Genomic DNA, 23,128 nt, shown 5'->3' with positions numbered 1-23,128 from the left:
AGGGCATAGGGCATAGGGCATAGGGCATAGGGCATAGGGCATAGGGCATAGGGCATAGGGCATAGGGCATAGGGCATTGGTCATTGGTCATTGGTCATTGGTCATGGGTCATTGGTCATGGGTCATTGGTCATTGGTCATTGGTCATTTGTCATTTGTCATTGGTCATTGGTCATTTGTCAGGGAGCATCCTAGCTCCCAAAAAGTATGTACGACTTGCGATCGTCCTCGAAGAGCTCTACAAATGCAAAACTGAGATGTTTCCGGGGGGAAATGGCCACTGTCCCCTTCTCCCCTTCTCCCATTCTCCTACTCAGACAGTCTTCCCACTCGATCGCCACTTCTGAGAATTTGACAAGCTAAAATCGCTGCCCCAAAGCCATTATCAATATTCACCACACCCACACCAGCCGCACAAGAATTGAGCATAGTTAAAAGAGGAGCAATCCCGCCAAAACTAGCGCCGTAACCTACGCTCGTCGGCACAGCAATCACCGGACAATCCGCCAAACCCGCAACCACACTGGCTAAAGCACCTTCCATACCAGCAACCGCAATCAACACATCAGCACCAGCAATCACGTGCCGGTTGCTCAGCAAGCGGTGAATGCCGGCAACTCCCACATCCCACAAACGCCGCACCCCAAAACCGCAAAGTTCCGCAGTCACAGCCGCCTCTTCCGCTACAGGCAAATCCGCTGTTCCCGCACTGATAATAGTCACAGTACCCGGATGCTGGGGAGTTAGGGATTTAGGAGAAATTGCACAGATTCGAGCTGTTTGGTAGTAGCACAAATCGGGTATTTTTTGCTGCAATTGTTCAAAAACCTCTGGTTCAATTCGCGTCGCCATCACCGCAGGATTTCGTCCGCGCATGGCTTCGACAATCTTCACAATTTGGTCGGGGGTTTTCCCCGGGCCCCAAATAACTTCCGGAAAACCGGTTCTTAACGTGCGGTGGTGGTCAATTTTGGCAAAATCGCCGACTTGTTGAAAGTCAAAATGCTTTAATTTGTCCAAAGCTGCGATCGGGCTAACATCGCCGGCCGCTACAGATTCGAGTAACTTCTGTAAAATTTCAGGTTCCATTAATTAATAATATCCTCTCAGCTAAAATAACAATAGCAAAATTGGTTCGTAGTGAGGACTTTAGTCCTTAGGAAAGAGCGGACTAAAGTCCTCACTACGAACCAATGACTATTCTGTAATTTTCAGTTCGTACAAATTCCAGAAAGCACCGCCGATCGCACTATAGCGAATTCCCGAAATGCGATCGCGCACCGCCTCAAAAGTCAGCGGATTCACCATGTAAAGAAAAGGCACTTGTTCCGCTATAATCCGCTGAGTCTCCCCATACAGTTCCTTGCGCTTCGCCTCATCCAGCTCCTGGGAAGCCTTCACATACAAGTCATCAATTTTCTGCTCCCAGTCGTACACTTCCCAACCCTTAATCGGCGGTTCTCCGGCTTGCTGGCCCTGGTTGAAACTGTGCAAAGTCCCCTTGACTGACCAAATATTGTAGCCGCTGTGGGGTTCAGTACCTCCGGTAAAAGCGCCGAGGTAAGTATCCCAATTTTTAGTCAGGCGGAGCTTTTCCACATAAGTGTTAAAACTCAGGAACTGGGTATCAATTTGCATCCCCAGTTTACCCAAATCTTGCTTAATTTGCGTTCCCATTTGCTCCCGAACTTTTTTGCCCGCAGCCATCAACAAAGTAAACCGCACTTTGTTGCCTTCAGCATCCAACAATTCGCCGTTACTATTATACTTGAATCCTGCACTTAACAGTAACTCTTTCGATTTTGGCGGATCGTAACTGTAAGTTTTCAATCCCTGTTCTGGAGACAAGTAGAACGGACTTTGCGCCGGAATTGGAGAGTGCAGTGGCGCCCCAAGTCCGCGATAAATATTGTTAGTCATGCTGTCGCGGTTGATGCCGTAGGCGATCGCCTGCCGAAACTCCTTAGTCGTGAACCAGCGAGACTTAACCGGGTCTACAAACGGCTGATTTTGAGCGTTGCGCCCCTTATTCAGATTGAAACACATAAACACGCTGCCAGTATCCGGCCCGCCGTTGAACACCGTATATTTGCCGCGTTTTTCCTCCCGTTTCAGCAGCGGAAACACTTCCGGCTGTACGTCCAAGGTATCCAAATCGCCCGATCGAAAATTCAGCAATTGATTATCAGTATTTTCGATAATTTGCCAGACAATTTGCTGGATGTAAGGCTGACTGTTACCTGCTGGATCTTTGCGCCAAAAATACGGATTTCGTTCCAAAACAACGCGCTGGTTGGGAGTATAGCTCAGCATTCGGTATTGACCGTTACCGACAATTTTTTTCGGGTCAGTATCCGTACCCCAAGCAGACAGGAATTTAGGCTTGCCGTCAGCCTCTGTCTGGGTGGCAACTTCCTGTAAAATATGAGCTGGTAAAATCGGTATTCCCCCAGCAAATCTAATAAAAGGAGCAAAAGGTTCTGGCACTGAAAATTCAATGCGGCGGCTGTCAATTTTTTTGACTTTGGGCAATTGACGGCTCATGCCAACTCTCAGAGTATCTTTCAAGCCGCTAGGAATTTTTTCATTGAAATAAATCTTTTCATAGCTGAATATAATATCATCAGTTGTCATCGGTTCGCCGTCCGACCATTTCAATCCTTCTCGCAGGGTGAAGACAATCTTTTTGCCATCTTTAGAAACTTCCCAGGATTCAGCTAAACCGGGTTCTAGTTTCGATGTCAGACCGTTTTCATTGAGCAATCCCTCGTACATATAGCCAAACACGCTGTATGCAGATTGATTTAGCGGATAGTTGAAGGTGGCGGGGCCGCTGGGGGTGGGAACGATGAGTCTGTTTGCTAAGTTAGTCGATCGCACGGGACTGCAAGCAGAGAGACTGATAGCTGCGATCGCAGCCAGCAGAACAGCCAACCAGCTGCGCTTTGAATGTAAAATAGGGAAAATTTTCATAATAATTTACTGTACCACCTGGGTGCCATTATGACTGAGATTGTAGCCAACCGAGAAAGTCTTCAGTGCGCGAAAAATACTTGGTTATCCCGACTTCCTGCAAAGCATCTCGAACTTTCGACAGACCAAATTCTTTGACGTTACCGCTGAGAAATACTTTGCTTTCTGTAGAATGCGATCGGGCATGACTGAGGATACAGTGTAGAATCAAATTGTCTGTTGGGTCTTTTTCGATCAAAATTTCGTTTAAGCTTGCTTGGACAATCTCTGGATTTAATGCAATCATCTCTGCATTTTCTGACATCAGAGAAATTGCTTCACGTAACCGCAATTCAATTTCATCTATTCGTTCTAGATAGTAAAGTAATGACTGTTCCAAGTAAAAATGTAGAGATGGGGCATATTCAGATGTCACATCTCGCTTTGTTTCGCTAATTTGACGATTTAGCTGTTCCTTAAAAGAGTTTTGTCGCTTCAACTCATCCTCGAAAGCTGACCAAGCTTCCATGTAACAAATGCTGGGTATGACTAACTGAACTGATGAGGAAAAATCTCTGAGCAACATAATTGCGTCAGGATCGCACCCCGTAGCAATACTCATCAGAAAGTTGGTCTCGATATATATAATTGCCACCTAATTCCACTCCGGATTTTGTTGTTCCCCCTGCGAGTAATGGCAGCAAACCGATGGCTGCTATCTGTTCCGATGCTGGCGGAATTTCTGATTTCCAGTTATAATCTAAGTCATGCAGCCACGCTTCTATCAGCCCCCCAAGGGTACGTTTAGAGAACCATTTACTGCCAAAACTCGGCATATAATAGCGACATATTTCACCAGTATTGAGAGTGCAAACAGGCTCCGATAAATTCACACCATCCCATTTAAAAATCAAAATTTGTTCCGCGTCAATAAACATAGCATAGGGGATAATCGCGTTTTTTTCAGACAGCTTAGCTAATACAGCTTTCAGCCAATCGATCGCGCGATCGACAATTTTCTGTTTCGCGGCTGGTTCTTGAGCTTGAATAATTTTTACCTCGATGAGTGCGACTATGTTATCGTCCTTATCCAACGCGATCACATCCGCGTCTACGGGTAATTGCAATTCCCAGGTGTCAGTGTCCATGATTTCAGCCTTCCTACGGTATAAATTAAAGTTCTATTTTTTGCCGAGCAAAACTACAGCATAGGCTGCGATTCCTTCTTCTCTTCCCACGGGGCCTAACTTTTCGTTAGTAGTAGCTTTGATCGCAACTTGGTCTGGTTTTAGTTGTAAAACAGTAGAAAGGCGATCGCGCATTTGCTCGATATGCGGTTTCAGCTTCGGACGTTCCGCGACAACCACCGAGTCAATATTGCCAATTTCCCAGCCTTTATCTAATATTAACTGATTGACTTGTGCCAGCAACACGAGACTGTCTGCACCTTTCCATTTTGGGTCAGTTGGCGGGAAATACAGGCCGATATCTCCCAAACTGAGAGCTCCCAGCATGGCGTCCATAATCGCGTGGGTGAGTACATCTGCGTCGCTGTGTCCTAATAAGCCTAATTCGTGGGGAATGTGGACGCCGCCAAGGATCAGGGGGCGTTCTGGAACTAAGCAGTGAATGTCGTAACCGTTACCGATGCGGATGTTCATGTAAAAAAGTAGATGTTTGGGGAATGCAGACAGCAGACAATTATTTCACAGTCTGGGTGGAGATGAGTAAGTTTTTTGGGCGATCGACTTATTTTACTTTTCGGCAGATATTGGAGGAATGCGATCGGCTGTTAAAATTACTACTTTCCCATCTTCCCAAACTGCAATAGATTCACCTAATTTACGGTGTCTTTCAATAGCTGCTGCAACGGCCGCTTTCACTCCCGCATCAATTTTTTTAGAGAAAAGTTCTCGGGGTTCCGATTCGTTCATTTTATCTTTGAGTGATTTGATTCCCGATTGCAATATTATAGATTATCTGTTCTTGCTCGATACTTCCTTCTGCCACTAACTGAGCAGTTTCGTGAGAGTTGTCATAGATAATCCAATTGTCGCACAGTGGCAAATACAGAGCAATCAAATTTCGCAGTCCCCTCTCATAGCGACGGCGGATGACATCTTCTGGGATAGAATGACCGCCGCTAGCTACCCGTCGGGCTACTCTTGCTACGGCTAGTTCTGGCGATCGCAACCAAAAGTAAATTAAGTTATCTGCTGAAAATATTCTCATCAGGTTTGTAGTAAGGACTTCAGTCCGTAAAATCAGGCTTGTAGTAAGGACTTCAGTCCGTAAAATCAGGCTTGTAGTAAGGACTTCAGTCCGTAAAATCAGGTTTGTAGTGAGGACTTCAGTCCGCAAAATATCGAATTTTATGAATGTACTATTTGCTCATAAAATCCTAACAAATATAGACCCAAAGAGCGAGTACCCAAAATCTCCAAAAATTGCCAAATTCAAACGATAGCCATCAACCAACCCGAATCAAATCCGCATAGGAACCCAACAAATCATCACCAGTCAAACTATCCGTTTCCTGCTGCGGACTCCAAATCACCTCTAAAACCAGCAAATTCTCAGCAGGAGTCGCCGCCGATTTCTCTAATACTGCTTTCAACTTCCCAACATCGCGAATGTCTCCAAACAGCGGTCTTTTATCCTCTGTCCCTATCAAAAACGTGACTACAATATACTCTCCAGGCCCTTCGTCGCCAGCACTAACAGACTGTCTGCGACGAATATCGCCATTAACCATACTCAAAGTTTCCACACTTAACTTGCTGCGTTCTTGCATCGAGACTTGATTGAATATTTGCGTCGCTTCTTCTCGACTTGCGACTATCTGGGAATTCGCGCAAACGTGAGTCCACTTTTCCCGATTTCGCAAAATAATCAAAACAGCTTATTGCAAAAATTCCGCACGTTTAGTCGCATTTTTTATATCATAATTTAACGTTAATTCAGTTAGCTTACTGGGGACTTCGCGAGCTTCTGCTAACATAGCAAATTGCAATTTATTGACGGCAAAAATGTGTGTTTTGGCTGCTTTTCCAGGATGTTGTCGATAATAGTAAATACAGTAAGCAATTAACGCGACACAACCTCCAGCAACAAACAGCCAAAACACCACAAATTTCCAATCATCATCAGATTCCGAACTCGCAGGGCTATCCGAGTTGTTGTCAGTGGTAATTGGTGCTGGTGCATTGACGGCTGGTTGTCGATCAGAACCGATATTTTGCTGGCTGTTATTGGGAGTGTCTGAAGATGGCGAACTAATATCGCCGTCTCCAGAATTATTATCAGTAGTGACTGGTGCTGGATTGGCTGCGGGCTGTTGATTGGAACCTGTATTTGGCTGAGTGTTACCGTAATTGTAAGGAACTACATAACTCGGCCCTGAATTATAGGTGCGCCGCTGGATAATTACTGTTCTGTTATTGCTAGATTGTTGCGGAATCGGAGGGTTAGGTGCGGCGACAGGTGCAGGTGCGGCAGGCTTTTCAAAAGAGCCGCTGCGAACTCTTCCCCCAGTATTTCCGCTGTTGCTGGGGCGGCTGGGACTGGAACTAGCAGCACTATTCGATCTGCTGTTGCTGGAACTAGAAGAACTAGAAGAACTAGAACGGCTGGAAGTGGAACTAGAACTAGAAGAACTCGATCGCCCGCCACTACTTGGGCCACTGCTGCCGCCGCTGCTTTTGGCCAAAGCTTCCCGGTTGATCTTGAACAGTTGACCGTTGCTGTTAGCAGTTAAATTTACAGTAACTTCACCGGCGAGCAAAAAGGCGATCGCCCAACAGCACAAAAGTTGATTTTTTAGCATAAATTTCTCGGGGAAAAATACCGTGTTAAATCAAGAATGTCAACAGCCCACAGCCCACAGTTAATTAATCCGCTAGCAAATCCGGGCGGCGCGATCGAGTTCTGGCAATTTGCTGTTCCTTGCGCCAGCGAGCAATTTCTGCGTGATTACCAGACAGCAACACGTCGGGCACCTTCAATCCCCGAAAATCGGCCGGTCGAGTGTACTGCGGATAGTCCAAAAGTCCGTCTTCAAAACTCTCAAATTTCAGCGAATCTTCCTTCGCTACAGTTCCCCGCAACAATCGCAAAACCCCATTAATCAAAGCCAAAGCGGGAATTTCGCCCCCAGTGAGTACAAAATCGCCTAGAGACACTTCGCGAGTTACCAAGTGCAGCACTCGATCGTCCACACCCTCATAATGGCCGCAAATCAACACCAACTGATCGCGTTTGGTGGCGAACTCCCGAAACATCGGCTGCTGCATCGGTTCCCCTTGAGGAGTCAGCAAAATCACCTCCCGCCTAGACAACACCGGTAGCGACTCCACCGCAGCAAAAATCGGTTCCGGCTTCATCAGCATCCCGACTCCGCCTCCGTAAGGCTCGTCATCGACTCGCTGGTGCTTGTCTGTGGTAAAATGGCGGGGATTGACAAAATTCACCTCAGCAATATTTTTAGCTAAGGCTTTGCCCATCAGTCCCGACTCTAGGGGAGCCCGGAAAAATTCTGGAAACAGGGTAACAACGTCAAATCGCACAATAATTGAAATTTCTCAAAGAAATGGGTCTAAAACCCCGTCCTTCTAAGACGGCTTTAAAATCGGCTTTGGCAGTTGAGAGATTAATTTTCTCACTCTGATCGGACATGGGAATCCCCTCCTTGGAAACCCTCTTGCTTCAGTTGTTCAAACTCAAAGTCAGACATCCTGACTCTAAGCATTTTGTTTTTCGCCACGTTACAACATCTGTTGCTACAATACGATGGTAGCACATTGAAGGTCGAACAATGCTAGTTCTAGAGTACAAAGTCAAGGCAAAACCCGGTCAAGACAAGGCGCTCGCAGAAGCGATTCGGACAGTCCAATTCATCCGGAACAAATGCTTGCGCCATTGGATGGATGCACCGAAAGAAGCCAAGATTGGCCGATTTGCTTTGAATAAATACTCAACAGAACTACGCAACGAATTCAATTTCGTCAAAAACCTCAACTCGATGGCAGTACAAGCTGCGGCCGAGCGGGCTTGGTCAGCTATCTCTTGCTTTTATGACAACTGCAAGAAAGCGAAGCCCGGTAAAAAGGGATTTCCTCGATTCCAGAAAGACAACCGTTCTGTTGAATACAAAACCAGTGGCTGGGTGCTTCACCCGACTTCTAGACGCATAACTTTCACCGATAAAAAAGGGATTGGTGAGCTTAAACTATTGGGAAAGTGGGATATTCACACCTACCAGGTCAAGTCCATAAAACGAGTCAGGATTGTCAAAAGAGCCAACGGGTTCTACGTTCAGTTCTGTGTTGATGTTGATGGGACAACACCACTCGAACCAGCGGGAAATGCGATTGGGTTGGATGTAGGACTGAAGGAATTCTACGTTGATTCTAACGGTCACGGAGAACCCAATCCCCGGTTTTTGAGAAATGCCGAAGCTGCCATCAAGCACGCTCAGCGACGCATCTACAAGAAAAAGAAGGGGTCATCTAACCGACGCAAAGCTAGGGCTAGATATGCCAAGAAACATTTAAGAGTAAGTAGGCAACGTACCGAACACGCTAAGAGACTAGCGCGTCGCGTTTGCCAGTCTAACGACTGGGTAGTCTATGAAGACTTAAAGGTTCGCAATATAGTCAAGAATCACAAACTCGCTAAGTCCATTAACGATGCGAGCTGGTATCAATTCCGTCACTGGATTGAATACTTTGCCAGCAAGTTTGGGCGAAAAGCTGTTGCCGTTCCTCCACAATACACGAGCATTCAATGCTCCAATTGCGGGCATCATGTAGAGAAAACATTGAGTACAAGAACTCATGAATGCCCGCAGTGTGGATATGTAGCGGACAGGGACAAAAATGCGGCAATTAACATTTTGCGTAAAGCAACTACGGTCGGGCAGACCGGAAGTAACGCTTGGGGAGTTGGAACCTCTACGCTACTTGGGGCAACCCTGGTAGGGCAAGTTCTGACCGCGAACCAAGAATCCCCACGCATGAACGGCTGGGGAGTGTCAATGATACATCACCTCTAGTTTGACCCGGAGAGGCCGATCGGTTTTCAGTAATTGCTTTATTCTTTATAATTCCTTATAATTTCTGAGCATTTTTGCAAGTTAAATTTTATTCTTTTGTCTGCGAGCCGATTTTGTACGCAAATCATCAGTTCTCAGGACAGTGACTTTCGTAAACTCGCGCCCAAGCAAGTGCGCGATCGCGCGATCGGTCACGGCACTTCACTAGCAGGAAAAAATATTCACTCTTAAAAAGCCCCATCTTACCCACAGCCACGGCAAAATTTAATTTCACATCCAACAGAGGAAGACACACCATGCAGCAGTTGACATCTCAAGCCTTGGAACACAATCTTTCCCAGCGCACGAAAACCTCGATTATGGTCATCGGGGGAGCCGAAGACAAAGTGCACGGGCGAGAGATTCTGAATACCTTTTTTTGCCGTGCTGGGGGTGCAAACGCTCGGCTGGCGATCGTCCCCTGCGCTTCCCGAGATCCCGAAGGAATTAGCAACCGCTACCGCACCATATTTGACGAAATGGGCGTGAGCGCCGTCAAAGTCATTGACATCCGCGAACGCGAACAAGGCGAAAACCCCGTCTGGAAAGATTATTTAGAAGACTGTACGGGCGTATTTATCACAGGTGGCGACCAACTGCGGCTCTGCGGGCTGCTGGCGGACACCCCGCTGATGGAAAAAATTCGCGAATATACTCTCTCGGGTAAGATTACCCTCGCCGGCACCAGCGCGGGTGCTGCGGTGATGGGATATCACATGATTGCAGGCGGCGGGAGCGGCGCGTCACCGAACCGCTCTTTAGTAGACATGGCAAACGGACTTAACATTATTCCCAATATCATCGTAGACCAGCATTTTCACAACCGTAACCGCATGGCTCGCTTGCTGTCGGCTGTGGCTTGTCATCCCGATCGCCTCGCTATTGGTATTGACGAAGATACTTGCGCCTTGTTTGAGGGAGACGATACTATGAAAGTTCTCGGTAAAGGCACGGTGACTATTGTTGATTCTAGGGAAAACTTTTATACCAACGAGTCTCAAATAGGAGCGACAGAACCTTTAAGTCTCTTCAATATGCGCTTGCACGTTCTATGTCACGGAGATTGCTACAATATGCCCCTAGGCAAACCAATGCCATCGGCGGCCTGTTCCGAGTCGGGCTGGCCTTTGGAATGCCGCACAGCAAACTAACGCAGAATATCAGAGTCATCGATCGGGCAGAAAGTATGCGGCATTCGGGCCGAATCATGGATACAACAAAAGGATGTATTCCGAAGCAGCCACGGGCTGACACCAGAAGGTAGAATCACAAAATTCTACCTTCTGGCTTATAGTTTGTTTCTGCCTTGACCTGCTCTTGTTTCTAGCCGATCGCGGGAGCATGAATTGTGAACGCGGGCTGCCCATAACTGGAAATTCACCCCAAAACTGTTCGCAGCGAACAGTCTATCGAGCAATCTAGCTCCAAATTGAATAAATGCTGCAATTACCTATAAGATTTAGCGACCCATACCCCTCTTACAGTCATGAAAATACTTAAAATCCAGACGTTACGCGGCCCCAACTACTGGAGCATCAGACGCCACAAACTCGTCCTCATGCGTCTGGATTTAGAGGAGTTGGCAGATAAAACTACATCTGAAATTCCTGGCTTCTACGAAGGGTTGACCGCCACACTCCCGAGTTTGGACGACCATCACTGTTCCCCCGGCTATCAGGGAGGCTTTCTGCAACGGGTCAGAGAAGGCACAATGATGGGACACGTCATCGAACACGTCGCCCTAGAACTTCAGGAAATGGCAGGAATGCCGGTCGGGTTCGGTCGCACCCGCGAGACGGCCACACCAGGCATTTACCAAGTAGTAATCGAGTATCAAAACGAACAAGCAGGTCGCTATGCCACGCGAGCGGGCGTGCGGATCTGCCAGAGCATTGCCGATACTGGCTCTTATCCAGCGGCAGAATTAGTCCAAGATTTAAGAGACCTCAGAGAGTTTGCTTTGTCGGCAGCCCTGGGCCCGAGTACCGAAACACTGATCAAGGAAGCAGAAGCTCGCGGCATTCCCTGGATACCATTGAGCGCTCGGTTTATGATTCAACTCGGTTACGGAGTTCACCAAAAGCGGATTCAGGCAACTCTGAGCAACCGCACGGGAGTTTTGGGGGTAGAACTAGCCTGCGATAAGGAAGGTACCAAAAATATCCTCGGCGCTGCTGGCGTACCGGTTCCCAGAGGGACGGTGATTAATTATTTGGACGAACTGCGCGGGGCGATCGAAGATGTGGGCGGTTTTCCGATCGTCCTCAAACCGCTAGACGGGAACCACGGCCGCGGAATTACGATCGACATCAACTCCTGGGAAGTAGCAGAAGAAGCCTACGATTTAGCCAGCGCGGCATCAAAAACCAAGAGTGTGATTGTCGAACGCTATTATACCGGACGCGACCATAGAGTATTGGTAGTCAACGGACAAGTTGTAGCAGTCGCCGAAAGAGTCCCCGCTAACGTTGTGGGTAACGGCAGAGATACAGTAGAACAGCTCGTTGAAGAAGTCAACCGCGACCCGCAGCGGGGAGACGGACACGACAACGTGCTCACCCGGATCACGATCGACAAATTGACACTCGATTTGCTGCAAAAACAAGGCTACGCAATGGATTCGGTATTGCCGGCCGGCAAAAGAGTCTTCTTGCGCGCGACAGCAAACTTGAGTACGGGCGGCATTGCAGTCGATCGCACCGACGAAATCCATCCAGAAAACGTCTGGCTATTTTCCCGAGTCGCAAAAATCATCGGCTTGGACATCGCCGGCATTGACGTAGTAACAGACGATATTTCCGTACCCCTGCGCGATGTCAACGGCGTCATCGTCGAAGTCAACGCCGCACCGGGTTTCAGAATGCACGTCGCCCCGAGTCAGGGTTTGCCCCGCAACGTCGCCGGCGCAGTCTTCGATATGCTGTTCCCCTCGCCTCAACCCAGCCGAGTGCCGATTTTAGCGGTGACGGGAACCAACGGCAAAACTACAACCACTCGCCTGTTGGCTCACATTGTCAAGCAGACTGGTCAGATGACCGGCTACACGACTACCGATGGCACTTACATCGGCGATTATTTGGTCGAAAGCGGAGATAATACCGGGCCGCAAAGCGCTCAGTTGATTTTGTCCGATCCGACGGTGGAAGTGGCGGTGCTGGAAACGGCTAGAGGTGGCATTTTGCGATCGGGCTTGGGCTTCGATCAGTGCGATGTCGGCGTCGTTTTGAACGTCGCAGCCGATCACTTGGGAATTGGCGACATCGACACCGTGGAACAACTGGCCAAACTCAAGAGCGTCCTCGTCGAGTCGGTAATGCCCAAAGGTTATGCAGTTTTGAATGCCGACGACCCGCTGGTATCAGAAATGGCGCAGCGTGTCAAGGCTCAAATTGCATATTTTTCGATGAACCCGGACAACGAATTGGTTGCCAAACACACCGCTGCGGGCGGGCTGGCTGCGATTTACGAAAATGGGTATTTGTCGATCCTCAAAGGCGATTGGACGCTGAGAATTGAGCAGGCTGTGAATGTGCCGCTGACAATGGGCGGGCGCGCGCCGTTTATGATTGCTAATGCTTTGGCGGCTTGTTTGGCGGCCTTTGCTCAAGGAGTGAAAATAGAGGATATTCGATCGGCTTTGTCCAGCTTTCAGGCCTCCGTCGGTCAAACTCCTGGACGGATGAACCTGTTTAATTTGGGCAGCTATCACGCTTTGCTGGACTACGCCCACAACCCGCACAGCTACAAGGCTTTGGGCAGTTTCGTGAAGAATTGGCAGGGAATGCGGATTGGGGTAGTTTGTGCGCCTGGGGATAGACGAGATGAAGATTTTGTCACCTTGGGCAAACTTTCGGCCGATATGTTCGATCGCATTATTGTCAAAGAAGATCTTGACAGACGGGGCCGAGAACCCGGTGTGGTGGCCAAATTAATTTGTCAGGGAATTGCCGAGGCGATCGCTGCACGCACCCCAGACAAATCTAAAGTTGAATACGAATTGATTCTCGACGAAACAACGGCTGTTAACAAGGCTTTAGATGAAGCGCCGAAGGGCAGTTTGGTGGTGATTTTACCCGAAGGTGTCACGAAAGCGCTGGCTTTGATTGAAGCCCGGAAGCCGATTCAGGAATCTGCGGTAAATGCTGCTATTGTCGATCGGGTATCCGAGTCGCGGGACAGTTTGAAAACTTCGGTGGTTAATCAAGGCTAAAGTCTTAAGTTTCATTGAATTAATAGGTTGGGTTGACTTGTGTTAAACCCAACCTATTTTTTTAAACTCAAACAACAACGCAATAACATTAGTTTGTAGTGAGGACTTTAGTCCTGACTATCGGAGGACTAAAGTCCTTACTACAAACCGTATAGAATAAGGAAAAAGCAAGCAGCAGGGTTGAAGCATGAATGAGGCCGATCGCACCAGAATCGAAACATTCATCACGCGCTGGGACGGTTCTAGCGGTAACGAACGGGCAAACTACCAACTGTTTTTTGCGGAAATGTGCGATGCGCTGGGAGTCGATCGCCCTTTTGATAAAGGCAGAATTCCCAACGATCCCTACTGCTTTGACAAAGATGTCAAAATCTTTCACCCCAGCGGCAAGATAACTCCGGGGTTTATCGATTTTCATAAAGCCGAGCATTTTTTAATAGAAGCCAAACAGGGCGGAACCACGGGTAAAAAAGGAACTGCAAAGCGGGGAACAAATAGCTATTTGCGAGAGATGGAAAAAGCCTTTGTGCAAGCAGTTGCCTATACGCGCAGTCTCAGCAGCAAACCGCCGTTTTTATTGACTTGCGATATTGGCGATCATTTTGAATTGTGGATGGGATTTAGCGGCGACTATGGCGGCTATGGGGCGCGGCGAGATATTGGATTGGTGGAGTTGCGGAAAGCCGATGTATTCGATCTATTTGTCGATATTTTCACCAACCCGCAGCAGCGCAACCCGGAGAAGATTGCAGCGCGAGTAACGCGGGAAGTGGCGGCGGATTTGGCACAGTTGGCGAAGGGAATGGAGGCGAAGGTAGATCCGCAGCAAGTCGCCCAGTTTTTGATGCGCTGTATTTTTACCATGTTTGCTGAAGATGTCGGGTTGCTGAAGGAACATCTGTTTACCCAGGCGCTAGAAACGCGATGGATTCTCAACTCGAAGACGTTTAAACCGGAGGTAGAGGCGCTGTGGGAAGCGATGAATCAGGGGACGAGTTTTGGCTTTCATGGCAAGTTATTGCGGTTTAATGGCGGATTGTTTGCCGATTCTGGGGCGTTTGCGCTGACGAAGGCGCAGTTGCAGGTGTTGTTACAGGCTGCGAAGCGGGATTGGTGCAATGTGGAACCGGCGATTTTTGGGACGTTGTTGGAGAGGGCGCTGGATGCGCGGGAAAGAAGTAAGTTGGGGGCGCATTATACGCCGCGATCGTATGTGGAACGGTTGGTAAAACCCGTGGTGATGGAGCCTTTGGGCGATCGCTGGATTGCGGTACAAGCGGAGGTTAAACAGTTGCTCAACGCGGGGGAAGCGGAACCGACTGCAAATCAAAGGAAAAAGGCGATCGCTGTTTTAGAGGCATTTTTGAATCAGTTACAACAGGTGAAGATTCTCGATCCGGCGTGCGGATCGGGGAATTTTTTGTATGTCACGTTGGATTTGTTGAAGGGGTTGGAGTCGGAGGTGTTGCGGCGCTTGGAGGATGTCACAGGTGCGGCGCAGTTGCGGTTAGATATTGCTCAGGTGAATCCCAGTCAGTTTTTGGGGATTGAGATCAATCCTAGGGCGGCGGCGATCGCAGATTTGGTAATTTGGATAGGGTATTTGCAGTGGCATTTTCGGCGGTTTGGCGATCTTCCGCCGATCGAACCTGTATTGCGGGAGTACAACAATATTGAATGTCGCGATGCGGTTTTAGCCTGTGACGGAATAGAGCCGGATGTGGATGCAGCGGGGAAGGTAAGAAGCAGGTGGGGCGGAAGGATGATGAAAAGTCTAGTGACGGGGGAAGATATTCCCGATCCGACGGATCAAGTAACGATTTATCGATATTTGAATCCGAGGGCGGCTCAGTGGCCGGAGGCGGATTATATTGTCTCGAATCCGCCGTTTATTGGATCAAAAAGAATGCGTGGAATGTTAGGTGATACCTATGTAGATGCTTTACAAAAAGCCTGGTCTAATGTTCCTCAAGCTAGTGATTATGTCATGTGGTGGTGGAATCACTCTGCTGATCTTACTCGCAATGGATCAGTGAAACGTTTTGGAATGATTACAACTAACACCATTAAGCAAACTTTTGTACGTCGTGTTGTCGAAGAAAAGCTTAAAGCCCAGCCATCTATATCATTGATATTTGCAATTCCTGACCATCCTTGGGTTGATTCTACAGACGGTGCAGCAGTTCGGATTGCCATGACCGCTGGGCAGCATGATAAATCTATTGGGAAACTAATGAGCGTTATACAAGAATTGAGCGATTCTGATGAAACTGAGGATTTGGTTTTTCAGACCATAACAGAAATAGGTGTGATCAATTCAGATTTATCTATTGGCACAGATCTAACTTCAACAAAATCTCTCAACTCCAATAAATCTCTGTGTTCGGTTGGAATGAAGACTATCGGATCTGCCTTTCAGGTTCCTAGAGAGCAAGCAATTGAACTAGGACTAGGAACAGATGAAAAATTAAATAATTATATACATCCTTATCTAAATGGTCGCGACTTTGTTCAGAGTCCTAGAGGAATCTATGTAATAGACCTTTTTGGCGTAAGTTTAGATAAGCTGAAAGTAGAATTTCCAAATTTATATCAATATCTTTTGGATTTTGCCAAGCCTGAGCGCGATCAAAATAGGAATAAACTATTTAGGGAATTTTGGTGGGTTATCGGTCATCCAAGACCTCAATTTCGAGAAGCGACTAATGGTTTACCTAGATACATTGCAATTCCTGAAACTGCAAAACATCAGTCTTTTGGTTTTGTTGAAAGTGATATTGTGCCTGATAGCACTTTAGTAACATTCGCCCTTGATGATGCTTATTTCTTAGGAGTTCTTTCGAGTCGAGTTCATGTTACTTGGTCGCTGGCAGCAGGCGGAAGATTGGGAGTTGGAAACGATCCGCGTTACAACAAAACTCGATGCTTCGACCCCTTCCCCTTCCCCGACCCAACCGACACCCAAAAACAAATTATCCGCGAACTCGGAGAACGCCTCGATCGCCATCGCAAACGAGTTCAAACCACTCACCCCGAAGTCACCATCACCGGGATGTACAACCTCCTAGAAAAACTCCGCAAAGGCGAACCCCTCACCGAAAAAGACAAAGCCTTCAACCAAAAAGCCCTAGTCTCCACCCTCAAACAAATCCACGACGAACTCAATGCGGCCGTATTTGCCGCCTACGGTTGGGAACCCACCCTCACCGACGACCAAATCCTCGAAAACCTCGTCACCCTCAACGCCCAACGCGCCGCAGAAGAACGCAACGGACACATTCGCTGGCTGCGTCCCGACTACCAAAATCCCGGCGAAACCTACGTACAACAAACTCTTGAAGGTATCACCACCGAAACCGAAACCGCCATTACTCCCACCGAACAACAACCCTTTCCCAAAACCCTCAAAGAGCAACTTTCCGCCATCCGCGACTTGTTTCGCACCCAAAGCGGCGAATGGACTGCTAGCCAAGTCACCGCCCATTTCAAAGGCGCAAATCGCAAACAAAAAGTGATTCTCGACTGTTTGGAAAGCTTGGAAGATTTGGGTATTTTGCTCAGTCATACTGAAAATGCGATGACTTTCTGGCACCTTGCAGAATCTGAAAATACTCGGTAAGTTTCTGTTGTCTTTTGATTTTTAGAGAAATTTTCAAAACTCTTCCAAAATTATTCGTAGGGTGTGTCGCCATCGACAATCCCTTGCATAAAAACCGAGAAACTTATAGCGACGCACCCGATCCCATTTAGAAAAATTAGTGCGGTCGAACAAGTTTAGGGTTTGTCTCGACTGGTCAGAAGTATCAGGTGCGTCGCTCGCTTAATCAGGGTTGATAGCGATAATTATTCGTGGCGGCGCACCCTACAAATACTGAACCATATTGATATATAAATCAGAGGCAATATTTATGTAGGGAAACGGCACTGCCGTGTCCGGCGGAGGTTATGCACGTGAAATATAATTTGTATAAAATCAACAATTGTAGCAACCCTTTTTCAAATTGGTATGAACAGCGGGGATTTTAACTGCGGTTGTTACTTCTTGGTCGTCGATCATTTTTGCAAAACTCCCGATCTATTATCTTAGATAATCAGCTACTGCCTTTCGGGACGGGCTAGAAGCCCATCCCACAAGAGGATGATTGAGCTTTGGCAGGAAATTTAAATGTAGAATCGTTGATTTTTTATCATAGCTTTCCCAAAAAGAGATCGCCTTTCATCTCTTAACTGCCGCCCACTGCGTAATCGGTGCTAGCGGTTTCCAACCGAGAAAAGAGCCGATCGCCCCTACTTTCTGAATTCCAATTCTCATCAGTTCGCCACCGTAAATATCATGCCATTGTAAAACTTTAAGTTCGCTCTCAACAGTCACCGCATTTACTACCAAACGGCCGCCCTCACCTAAAGCATTCCAACAAGTTTCCAGCAAAGCTTCTGCGGTGACACCGCCGCCGATGAAAATAGCATCCGGTTGCGGCAAATTTACCAAAGCAGCGGGCGCGTCTCCCGCCACGATTTTGAGTTCTGGAACACCGAAATTAGACGCATTTTCGGCAATATATTCCAGTCTAGTTGGATGGCGTTCGATCGCGATCGCCCGACAACTCCGATGACTCCGCATCCACTCAATCGCGATCGAGCCGCAGCCCGCCCCCACATCCCACAGCAACTCCCCCGGAATCGGCGCTAACGCCGACAGCGTAACGGCTCTAACTTCGCGTTTGGTCAACTGTCCGTCGTGGCGGTACGCAGCATCCGGTAAGCCAGAAGTGCGGGGAAACAGCAGAGTTTCGCGATCGGCTGCAACGGCAATGGCGATCGTATTCAAATCGGCTAAATCCGACTCATTCCAAGCTGCTGCAACCCCTTCGATCCGCCGTTCCGAGTCCCCTCCCATCCGCTCGAACACGGTCATCAAACTGCTGCCAAAGCCCCGCTGTGTCAACAATTCGGCAACCTTTCCCGGCGTGTGTCGATCGGCACTCAAGACTAGCAAGCGCGCACCGGGAGAGAAACTAAGGGCGATCGAGGCGATCGGGCGATTTGTTAAACTGAAAGTCTCAACATCCGCCAGCGCCCAACCCAAACGCGCACCAGCCAGACTAAAAGCTGATGCTGCGGGAATCACAGTCATTTCGGAAATCGGAATCCGGCGCAACAGCGTGACACCAATCCCGTGACACATCGGATCGCCGCTGGCGAGCACGCAAACAGACTCGCCGCGACGGCTGATGATGTTGTCGATTGTTGCTTGTAGCGGCGAGCTCCAAACCAATTTTTCGCGGGTGTCGTCGGTTGGTAGCATGGCGAGGTGGCGCGCGCCACCGACAATGATTTTAGATCGATCGAGTAACGATCGGGCGATCGGACTCAATCCCAAAAGTCCGTCTTCGCCAATTCCCACCACCGAAAGCCATTTGTGCATTGCGCCCTGTGTGCTAATTACGACTTATCAATTCTAAAGAATAATATGGGATTTTCATTCACACTCCTTTCTTCTACTTGTCTCATGCCGAGTCTTGCTGCTAATTTGCATGATTCAATGTTTGGGCGATCGCAACTTGCGACAACATACTCAAAGCCAAGTTCATCAAAACCATATTCTATAATTTTAGTGGCAGCTTCAGTAGCGTAGCCTTGTTTAGTTGCAGTTGGCAGCAATGCGTAAATTAACTGTGGTTGTTCTTCCTCAAAAAAATACCACAAACCAACAAATCCAATAATTTCGCGATCGGTGTTTGTCTCCACAAACCAAAGACCAAATTTCTTTTCTGCAAACAGCTTTTGATTCTCAGCCAACATTTCTTCTACTTGTTGCAGCGACCAGATTTCGCCGTCACACAGATATCTCCTCACATAGGAATCAGTAAAAATTCGGTGGAGCTTGTTGAGATCGCTATCCAAAATTTGTTTCAAAACCAATCTCTGAGTTTTAAGTATCATGTAGGTTATTTTCTTTGGGTGATGGGGCATTTGTTAAGAAAGTTGAGAGTTTTGGCTGCTGGCGATCGACTTATGATACATTTCTGAAACCTGAAAGCGGGAAAGTCCGGTGCAATTCCGGCGCTGTGCCGCAACTGTGAAAGTCAGAATGCCGATTTCAGGATTTGTTTTGCGCGTTTACTTCTAGGTTCCCTGCGTCGCACGGGGAAGGAGATTATTTGTTGCTTTTGAGTGATTTACCGACTTGTCCGGGTTTATTTTACGGTTCCCGATCCCGAGACGGAGTTTTATCGAGGATGCGGATTCCGGGGGGAATTTTAAATGTACAGCAATGTCGGACGATCGCCAATTTAGTCGATCGCTACAGTACCGGCTATTTGCAAGTCACCAATCGGGCAAATTTGCAAATCCGAGAATTGCACTCGGAAATCGCCCCTGAAGTTTGGCAGGATTTGCAGGAATTGGGATTAGCATCTCGCCGCGTTGAAGTTGACCCAATTCGGAATATGATGGCAAGTCCGACAGCAGGAATCGATCGCCAACAGTTACTAGATACTCGCCCGCTAGTTTCAGCTTGGGATAATTACCTGCAAACCCATCCTGAGTTATCGGAACTTTCGGCTAAATTCAGCATTGGCTTTGACGGTGGCGAAGCGGTTTCGATCCGCAATCTACGGAACGATATTTTATTAGCAGCAGAAAGGCGATCGGGAAATTCCGAAATAGTTTTTCGGCTGTATTTAAAGGGCGATACAGGAATTATCATCGAACAATCGCAATGTATTGCAGTATTAGCAGCCTTAACTGGTGCTTATCTTGAATACACAAAAAAGCGACCGCGAATAGATGGTAAAAAACCGCGCTTGCGCCACCTGCTAGCAGATTGGGGCGCTGAAAGTTATCTAGAAAAAATAGAGAAAAATTTGCCGTTTGCTTTGGGGCGAAGGTCGATCGAACTTTCAGAAAGGGCGATCGCACCCAACGGCAATCTCGGCATCCACCGTCAGCGACAGTCCGATTTCTCCTACATTGGCATTGCACTGCCCCTAGGTAAGCTAGAATCAAAGCAACTGAGAAAATTGGCAAATTTAGCCCAAAAAATAGCCAGCGGCACCCTCAGACTCACACCGTGGCAAAATCTGGTGATTTCTGACATCCCGAACTCCGAGGTTTCCGAGGTCAAACAGCAAATCGCCGATTTAGGATTGCACTCATCCGCAACTCGCCTAGATTCCTGCTTAGTTGCGTGCGCCGGCAACAGCGGCTGTGCCTCGGCGGCGACAGATACTCAAACTCACGCCCTAGAAATAGTGAGGGATTTAGCGCAAAAACTGACGCTCGACCGATCGATCAACATACATTTCAGCGGCTGCGAAAAATCCTGCGCCCAACACCAGCCAATTGACATCACCCTAGTAGGAATTCAGATTCAGCAGAAAGGCGAAACCATCGCAGCTTACAACATTTATGCAGGTAGAAAAGACTTGCCCTTTGGACGGCAAATCTTCCCAGCCGTCAGTGTAGCCGAGATGCCCCGCGCGATCGAGCGAATGGTGCGGGTGTATCAGCGGTTTCGAGAACCTCAAGAATCATTAGGCGAATTTTGCGATCGGTGGGCGATCGACAAATTGCAGAAATTACTTAGCCCAGACAATCATTAAAACAGACAAACTGTCATCATTTCCCCTTCTCTTTCTTCCTTCGCGCCCTTTGCGCCTTCGCGGTTCATTAAAAAAAACTTTTCTTTCACAAATCAAACAAACTTCCCATAACAATTTCAAATCAATAAAGTAAAGTACAGTCTCCCAATGCCCAATGCCCGATGCCCGATGCCCAATGCCCCATTCCCTGTTTGGCCAATGCCCAATGCCCGATGCCCGATGCCCAATGCCCCATTCCCTGTTTGGCCAATGCCCCATGCCCGATGCCCCATGCCCAATGCCCCATTCCCTGTTTGGCCAATGCCCCATGCCCGATGCCCCATGCCCAATGCCCCATTCCCCATGCCCCATTCCCCATTCCCCATGATTGACTACATCCGAGACGGAACAGAAATTTACCAAAAATCCTTCGCCACAATCCGCGCCGAAGCAGACTTGTCAAACCTACCACCAGACTTAGAAACAGTCGCAGTGCGACTAATTCACAGTTGCGGAATGATCGACATCGTTAAAGACTTAGCAGCTTCCCCCCTTGCCGCCACCCACGGGCGCCAAGCCCTCGCAGCAGGCGCACCAATTCTATGCGATGCCAGGATGATAGCCGAAGGCATCACCCGCAAACGCCTACCCGCCGACAATCCAGTGATTTGCACCCTCTGGCATCCCGATGTCCCCGAGTTGGCTCGCCAAATCGGCAATACTCGATCGGCAGCAGCCCTCGATTTATGGCTAGATAACTTAGAGGGTGCAGTTGTCGCGATCGGCAATGCCCCGACTGCTTTATTCCGACTGCTGGAAATGCTAGATGCCGGAGCCCCCAAACCAGCGTTAATTCTGGGTTTCCCGGTAGGATTTGTGGGGGCGGCGGAATCCAAAGCCGAACTCGCTGCCAACAGTCGGGGAGTGCCATTTATCGCGCTACACGGGCGGCGGGGTGGCAGTGCAATGGCAACGGCGGCCGTGAATGCGTTAGCTCAAGAGGACGAACTATGACTAAGACTACTGGTAAATTGTACGGATTGGGCATCGGCCCAGGCGATCCAGAATTGATTACATTGAAAGCTTATCGAATTTTGCAATCGGTGCCGGTGATTGCGTATCCGGCGATGGAAAATGGTAAGGTGCTAGCGCGGGCGATCGTCGCAGATTATCTGCGCCCGGAGCAAATAGAAGTTCCGATGCCGCTGCCTTTTAGCCCGACGCGATCGTCTCAACCTTATTACGATATTGCAGCCGAGAAAATTGCCGCCCACCTCAGCGAGGGTCGGGATGTGGCGGTTTTGTGCGAGGGCGAGCCTTTTCTCTACGGCTCGTTTATGTATTTATTTAACCGTTTGTCGGGAAAGTTTACTACCGAAGTTGTGCCAGGAATTTCTTCGACAATGGCGAGTGCGAGTGCGCTGGGAGTGCCGCTGACTTACCGCAACGATGTGTTAAGCATTATGCCTGCGACGCTGGATGCTGATGTTTTGCGCGATCGGCTGGCGCTGGTTGATGCTGCTGTGATCATTAAGCTGGGGAGGCACTTTGCGAAAGTCCGAGACGTGCTGATTGAGTTGGGACAGTTCGATCGCGCACTATATATAGAGCGGGCAACTATGCCAAATCAGTCCATTCGGGCGATCGCAGAAGTCGATCCAGCCGAAGTTCCCTACTGGGCGCTGGTGATGATACCCAGCCAGCAAAAGTCTGTATCTTGACCTTACTTAAAGACGGATACTTGCTTCAAGACAGGAGTCGTGGATCTCAAACAAAGTTTACAAATGAGAGAGAGCCGCCAGATTTACCTCTGGAATCAATCAAAAATCTTCCATCTCTCATCTCAAATTAACTGATTATCCCGTGCCTGAAAGTAGCGCGCTTCCAGGCTTATCCTTTTCTTGTCAATTCTTTGCTCTTTATCAGCAATTGCAACATAGATAACTCACGCTTATACCTTACATCAGTTAATCTGTTGTTACAGGTCTTTACAAAGCTTAGAATATCCTTTATATTTATTTACATGGCGGAACACAAAGCCGTCACGAACATTGAAAACCAAATAACGCAATCATAAAACAATGACAGCTACTTTACAGCAGCGCGAAAGCGCCAACCTGTGGTCGCAGTTTTGCAACTGGGTCACCAGCACCGACAACCGCCTCTATGTAGGTTGGTTCGGCGTCTTGATGATTCCTACCTTGCTGACTGCAACAATCTGCTACGTAATCGCCTTCATCGCTGCTCCTCCAGTGGACATCGACGGCATCCGCGAACCAGTAGCTGGTTCCTT

20 protein-coding genes, 1 pseudogene and 1 riboswitch are annotated in these 23,128 nt (G+C 48.2%); of the genes and pseudogenes, 8 read left to right on the top strand and 13 right to left on the bottom strand.

What is annotated here, in order from left to right:
• Positions 1 to 308 precede the first annotated feature (308 nt).
• From larB to trmD, 10 genes are all read right to left on the bottom strand, one after another.
• Positions 309 to 1,088 (bottom strand): nickel pincer cofactor biosynthesis protein LarB, encoded by a 780-nt coding sequence (gene larB, locus QUB64_RS31580; RefSeq protein WP_333278327.1) that lies wholly within the window; start codon positions 1,086 to 1,088, stop codon positions 309 to 311.
• Between the two features lie 108 nt (positions 1,089 to 1,196).
• Positions 1,197 to 2,972, bottom strand: coding sequence for an ABC transporter substrate-binding protein (locus QUB64_RS31575; RefSeq protein WP_333278329.1), 1,776 nt, complete (start codon positions 2,970 to 2,972; stop codon positions 1,197 to 1,199).
• A gap of 28 nt (positions 2,973 to 3,000) precedes the next feature.
• Positions 3,001 to 3,573 (bottom strand): PIN domain-containing protein, encoded by a 573-nt coding sequence (locus QUB64_RS31570; RefSeq protein WP_333278331.1) that lies wholly within the window; start codon positions 3,571 to 3,573, stop codon positions 3,001 to 3,003.
• Positions 3,545 to 4,099 (bottom strand): hypothetical protein, encoded by a 555-nt coding sequence (locus tag QUB64_RS31565; RefSeq protein WP_333278333.1) that lies wholly within the window; start codon positions 4,097 to 4,099, stop codon positions 3,545 to 3,547. Before QUB64_RS31565 ends, QUB64_RS31570 begins: the two co-directional genes overlap by 29 nt.
• A 33-nt stretch (positions 4,100 to 4,132) precedes the next feature.
• Positions 4,133 to 4,612, bottom strand: coding sequence for a 2-C-methyl-D-erythritol 2,4-cyclodiphosphate synthase (gene ispF, locus QUB64_RS31560; RefSeq protein ID WP_333278335.1), 480 nt, complete (start codon positions 4,610 to 4,612; stop codon positions 4,133 to 4,135).
• Positions 4,613 to 4,705: 93 nt separating this feature from the next.
• The gene (locus QUB64_RS31555; protein WP_333278338.1) at positions 4,706 to 4,885 is read right to left on the bottom strand and encodes a hypothetical protein; all 180 of its coding nucleotides are present in this window, start codon (positions 4,883 to 4,885) and stop codon (positions 4,706 to 4,708) included.
• A 1-nt stretch (position 4,886) separates the two neighbouring features.
• The gene (locus tag QUB64_RS31550) at positions 4,887 to 5,183 is read right to left on the bottom strand and encodes a hypothetical protein (RefSeq protein ID WP_333278340.1); all 297 of its coding nucleotides are present in this window, start codon (positions 5,181 to 5,183) and stop codon (positions 4,887 to 4,889) included.
• 238 nt (positions 5,184 to 5,421) lie between these two features.
• Positions 5,422 to 5,847, bottom strand: a complete 426-nt coding sequence (locus tag QUB64_RS31545) for a DUF1517 domain-containing protein (protein WP_333278343.1) — start codon at positions 5,845 to 5,847, stop codon at positions 5,422 to 5,424.
• A 6-nt stretch (positions 5,848 to 5,853) separates the two neighbouring features.
• Positions 5,854 to 6,777: a hypothetical protein gene (locus QUB64_RS31540; RefSeq protein ID WP_333278345.1), complete on the bottom strand. Its 924-nt coding sequence runs from the start codon at positions 6,775 to 6,777 to the stop codon at positions 5,854 to 5,856.
• 64 nt (positions 6,778 to 6,841) lie between these two features.
• The gene (gene trmD / locus QUB64_RS31535; RefSeq protein ID WP_333278347.1) at positions 6,842 to 7,516 is read right to left on the bottom strand and encodes a tRNA (guanosine(37)-N1)-methyltransferase TrmD; all 675 of its coding nucleotides are present in this window, start codon (positions 7,514 to 7,516) and stop codon (positions 6,842 to 6,844) included.
• 248 nt (positions 7,517 to 7,764) lie between these two features.
• Between trmD and QUB64_RS31530 the strand changes: the two genes are divergently transcribed.
• The 4 genes from QUB64_RS31530 (at position 7,765) to QUB64_RS31515 (ending at position 16,871) form a co-directional block, all read left to right on the top strand.
• Positions 7,765 to 9,003, top strand: a complete 1,239-nt coding sequence (locus QUB64_RS31530) for an RNA-guided endonuclease InsQ/TnpB family protein (protein WP_333278349.1) — start codon at positions 7,765 to 7,767, stop codon at positions 9,001 to 9,003.
• A gap of 296 nt (positions 9,004 to 9,299) precedes the next feature.
• On the top strand, positions 9,300 to 10,193 hold the full coding sequence (locus tag QUB64_RS31525; RefSeq protein ID WP_333278351.1) for a cyanophycinase: 894 nt from the start codon (positions 9,300 to 9,302) through the stop codon (positions 10,191 to 10,193).
• Positions 10,194 to 10,528: 335 nt separating this feature from the next.
• Positions 10,529 to 13,252, top strand: coding sequence for a cyanophycin synthetase (gene cphA / locus QUB64_RS31520; protein ID WP_333278354.1), 2,724 nt, complete (start codon positions 10,529 to 10,531; stop codon positions 13,250 to 13,252).
• A 187-nt stretch (positions 13,253 to 13,439) separates the two neighbouring features.
• A complete protein-coding gene (locus tag QUB64_RS31515; protein ID WP_333278357.1) occupies positions 13,440 to 16,871 on the top strand; it encodes a class I SAM-dependent DNA methyltransferase in 3,432 nt (1,143 codons plus the stop codon).
• Between the two features lie 597 nt (positions 16,872 to 17,468).
• Here QUB64_RS31515 and cbiE read toward each other — a convergent pair.
• A complete protein-coding gene (cbiE, locus tag QUB64_RS31510) occupies positions 17,469 to 18,677 on the bottom strand; it encodes a precorrin-6y C5,15-methyltransferase (decarboxylating) subunit CbiE (protein ID WP_333278359.1) in 1,209 nt (402 codons plus the stop codon).
• Between the two features lie 17 nt (positions 18,678 to 18,694).
• Positions 18,695 to 19,195 (bottom strand): GNAT family N-acetyltransferase, encoded by a 501-nt coding sequence (locus tag QUB64_RS31505; protein WP_333278361.1) that lies wholly within the window; start codon positions 19,193 to 19,195, stop codon positions 18,695 to 18,697.
• Between the two features lie 82 nt (positions 19,196 to 19,277).
• A riboswitch (adenosylcobalamin-variant (AdoCbl-variant) riboswitch) is annotated at positions 19,278 to 19,357 on the top strand.
• Between the two features lie 65 nt (positions 19,358 to 19,422).
• Between QUB64_RS31505 and cobG the strand changes: the two genes are divergently transcribed.
• Complete coding sequence (gene cobG, locus QUB64_RS31500; protein WP_333278364.1) at positions 19,423 to 20,856, top strand: precorrin-3B synthase; 1,434 nt, start codon at positions 19,423 to 19,425, stop codon at positions 20,854 to 20,856.
• 121 nt (positions 20,857 to 20,977) lie between these two features.
• Here cobG and QUB64_RS31495 read toward each other — a convergent pair whose 3' ends face one another.
• Positions 20,978 to 21,214, bottom strand: coding sequence for a hypothetical protein (locus QUB64_RS31495; RefSeq protein WP_333278366.1), 237 nt, complete (start codon positions 21,212 to 21,214; stop codon positions 20,978 to 20,980).
• Between the two features lie 5 nt (positions 21,215 to 21,219).
• Here QUB64_RS31495 and QUB64_RS31490 point away from each other — a divergent pair, with 5 nt between their 5' ends.
• The 3 genes and pseudogenes from QUB64_RS31490 to QUB64_RS31480 all read left to right on the top strand — a co-directional run.
• Complete coding sequence (locus QUB64_RS31490; protein WP_333278368.1) at positions 21,220 to 21,849, top strand: precorrin-8X methylmutase; 630 nt, start codon at positions 21,220 to 21,222, stop codon at positions 21,847 to 21,849.
• Positions 21,846 to 22,556, top strand: coding sequence for a precorrin-2 C(20)-methyltransferase (locus QUB64_RS31485; RefSeq protein ID WP_333278370.1), 711 nt, complete (start codon positions 21,846 to 21,848; stop codon positions 22,554 to 22,556). The genes QUB64_RS31490 and QUB64_RS31485 overlap by 4 nt, the downstream gene beginning before the upstream one ends.
• A gap of 360 nt (positions 22,557 to 22,916) precedes the next feature.
• Positions 22,917 to 23,128 (top strand): annotated as a pseudogene (locus QUB64_RS31480) (photosystem II q(b) protein); the annotation flags it as partial.

The sequence above is a fragment of the Microcoleus sp. Aus8_D2 genome, from assembly GCF_036702665.1.
In the GTDB taxonomy this organism is placed as follows: Bacteria; Cyanobacteriota; Cyanobacteriia; order Cyanobacteriales; family Microcoleaceae; genus Microcoleus.
This window is presented reverse-complemented; position numbering and strand designations above follow the sequence as displayed.

What these genes read in the sequence shown, in the direction of transcription:
- QUB64_RS31485 (WP_333278370.1), top strand. Translation starts at nt 21,846, where the DNA reads ATGACTAAGACTACTGGTAAATTGTACGGATTGGGCATCGGCCCAGGC.
- QUB64_RS31530 (WP_333278349.1), top strand. Translation starts at nt 7,765, where the DNA reads ATGCTAGTTCTAGAGTACAAAGTCAAGGCAAAACCCGGTCAAGACAAG.
- QUB64_RS31555 (WP_333278338.1), bottom strand. Translation starts at nt 4,885, where the DNA reads ATGAACGAATCGGAACCCCGAGAACTTTTCTCTAAAAAAATTGATGCG.
- QUB64_RS31570 (WP_333278331.1), bottom strand. Translation starts at nt 3,573, where the DNA reads ATGAGTATTGCTACGGGGTGCGATCCTGACGCAATTATGTTGCTCAGA.
- ispF (WP_333278335.1), bottom strand. Translation starts at nt 4,612, where the DNA reads ATGAACATCCGCATCGGTAACGGTTACGACATTCACTGCTTAGTTCCA.
- cphA (WP_333278354.1), top strand. Translation starts at nt 10,529, where the DNA reads ATGAAAATACTTAAAATCCAGACGTTACGCGGCCCCAACTACTGGAGC.
- QUB64_RS31525 (WP_333278351.1), top strand. Translation starts at nt 9,300, where the DNA reads ATGCAGCAGTTGACATCTCAAGCCTTGGAACACAATCTTTCCCAGCGC.
- cbiE (WP_333278359.1), bottom strand. Translation starts at nt 18,677, where the DNA reads ATGCACAAATGGCTTTCGGTGGTGGGAATTGGCGAAGACGGACTTTTG.
- QUB64_RS31550 (WP_333278340.1), bottom strand. Translation starts at nt 5,183, where the DNA reads ATGAGAATATTTTCAGCAGATAACTTAATTTACTTTTGGTTGCGATCG.
- QUB64_RS31565 (WP_333278333.1), bottom strand. Translation starts at nt 4,099, where the DNA reads ATGGACACTGACACCTGGGAATTGCAATTACCCGTAGACGCGGATGTG.
- QUB64_RS31490 (WP_333278368.1), top strand. Translation starts at nt 21,220, where the DNA reads ATGATTGACTACATCCGAGACGGAACAGAAATTTACCAAAAATCCTTC.
- larB (WP_333278327.1), bottom strand. Translation starts at nt 1,088, where the DNA reads ATGGAACCTGAAATTTTACAGAAGTTACTCGAATCTGTAGCGGCCGGC.
- QUB64_RS31505 (WP_333278361.1), bottom strand. Translation starts at nt 19,195, where the DNA reads ATGATACTTAAAACTCAGAGATTGGTTTTGAAACAAATTTTGGATAGC.
- QUB64_RS31575 (WP_333278329.1), bottom strand. Translation starts at nt 2,972, where the DNA reads ATGAAAATTTTCCCTATTTTACATTCAAAGCGCAGCTGGTTGGCTGTT.
- QUB64_RS31540 (WP_333278345.1), bottom strand. Translation starts at nt 6,777, where the DNA reads ATGCTAAAAAATCAACTTTTGTGCTGTTGGGCGATCGCCTTTTTGCTC.
- QUB64_RS31495 (WP_333278366.1), bottom strand. Translation starts at nt 21,214, where the DNA reads ATGGGGAATGGGGCATGGGGAATGGGGCATTGGGCATGGGGCATCGGG.
- QUB64_RS31515 (WP_333278357.1), top strand. Translation starts at nt 13,440, where the DNA reads ATGAATGAGGCCGATCGCACCAGAATCGAAACATTCATCACGCGCTGG.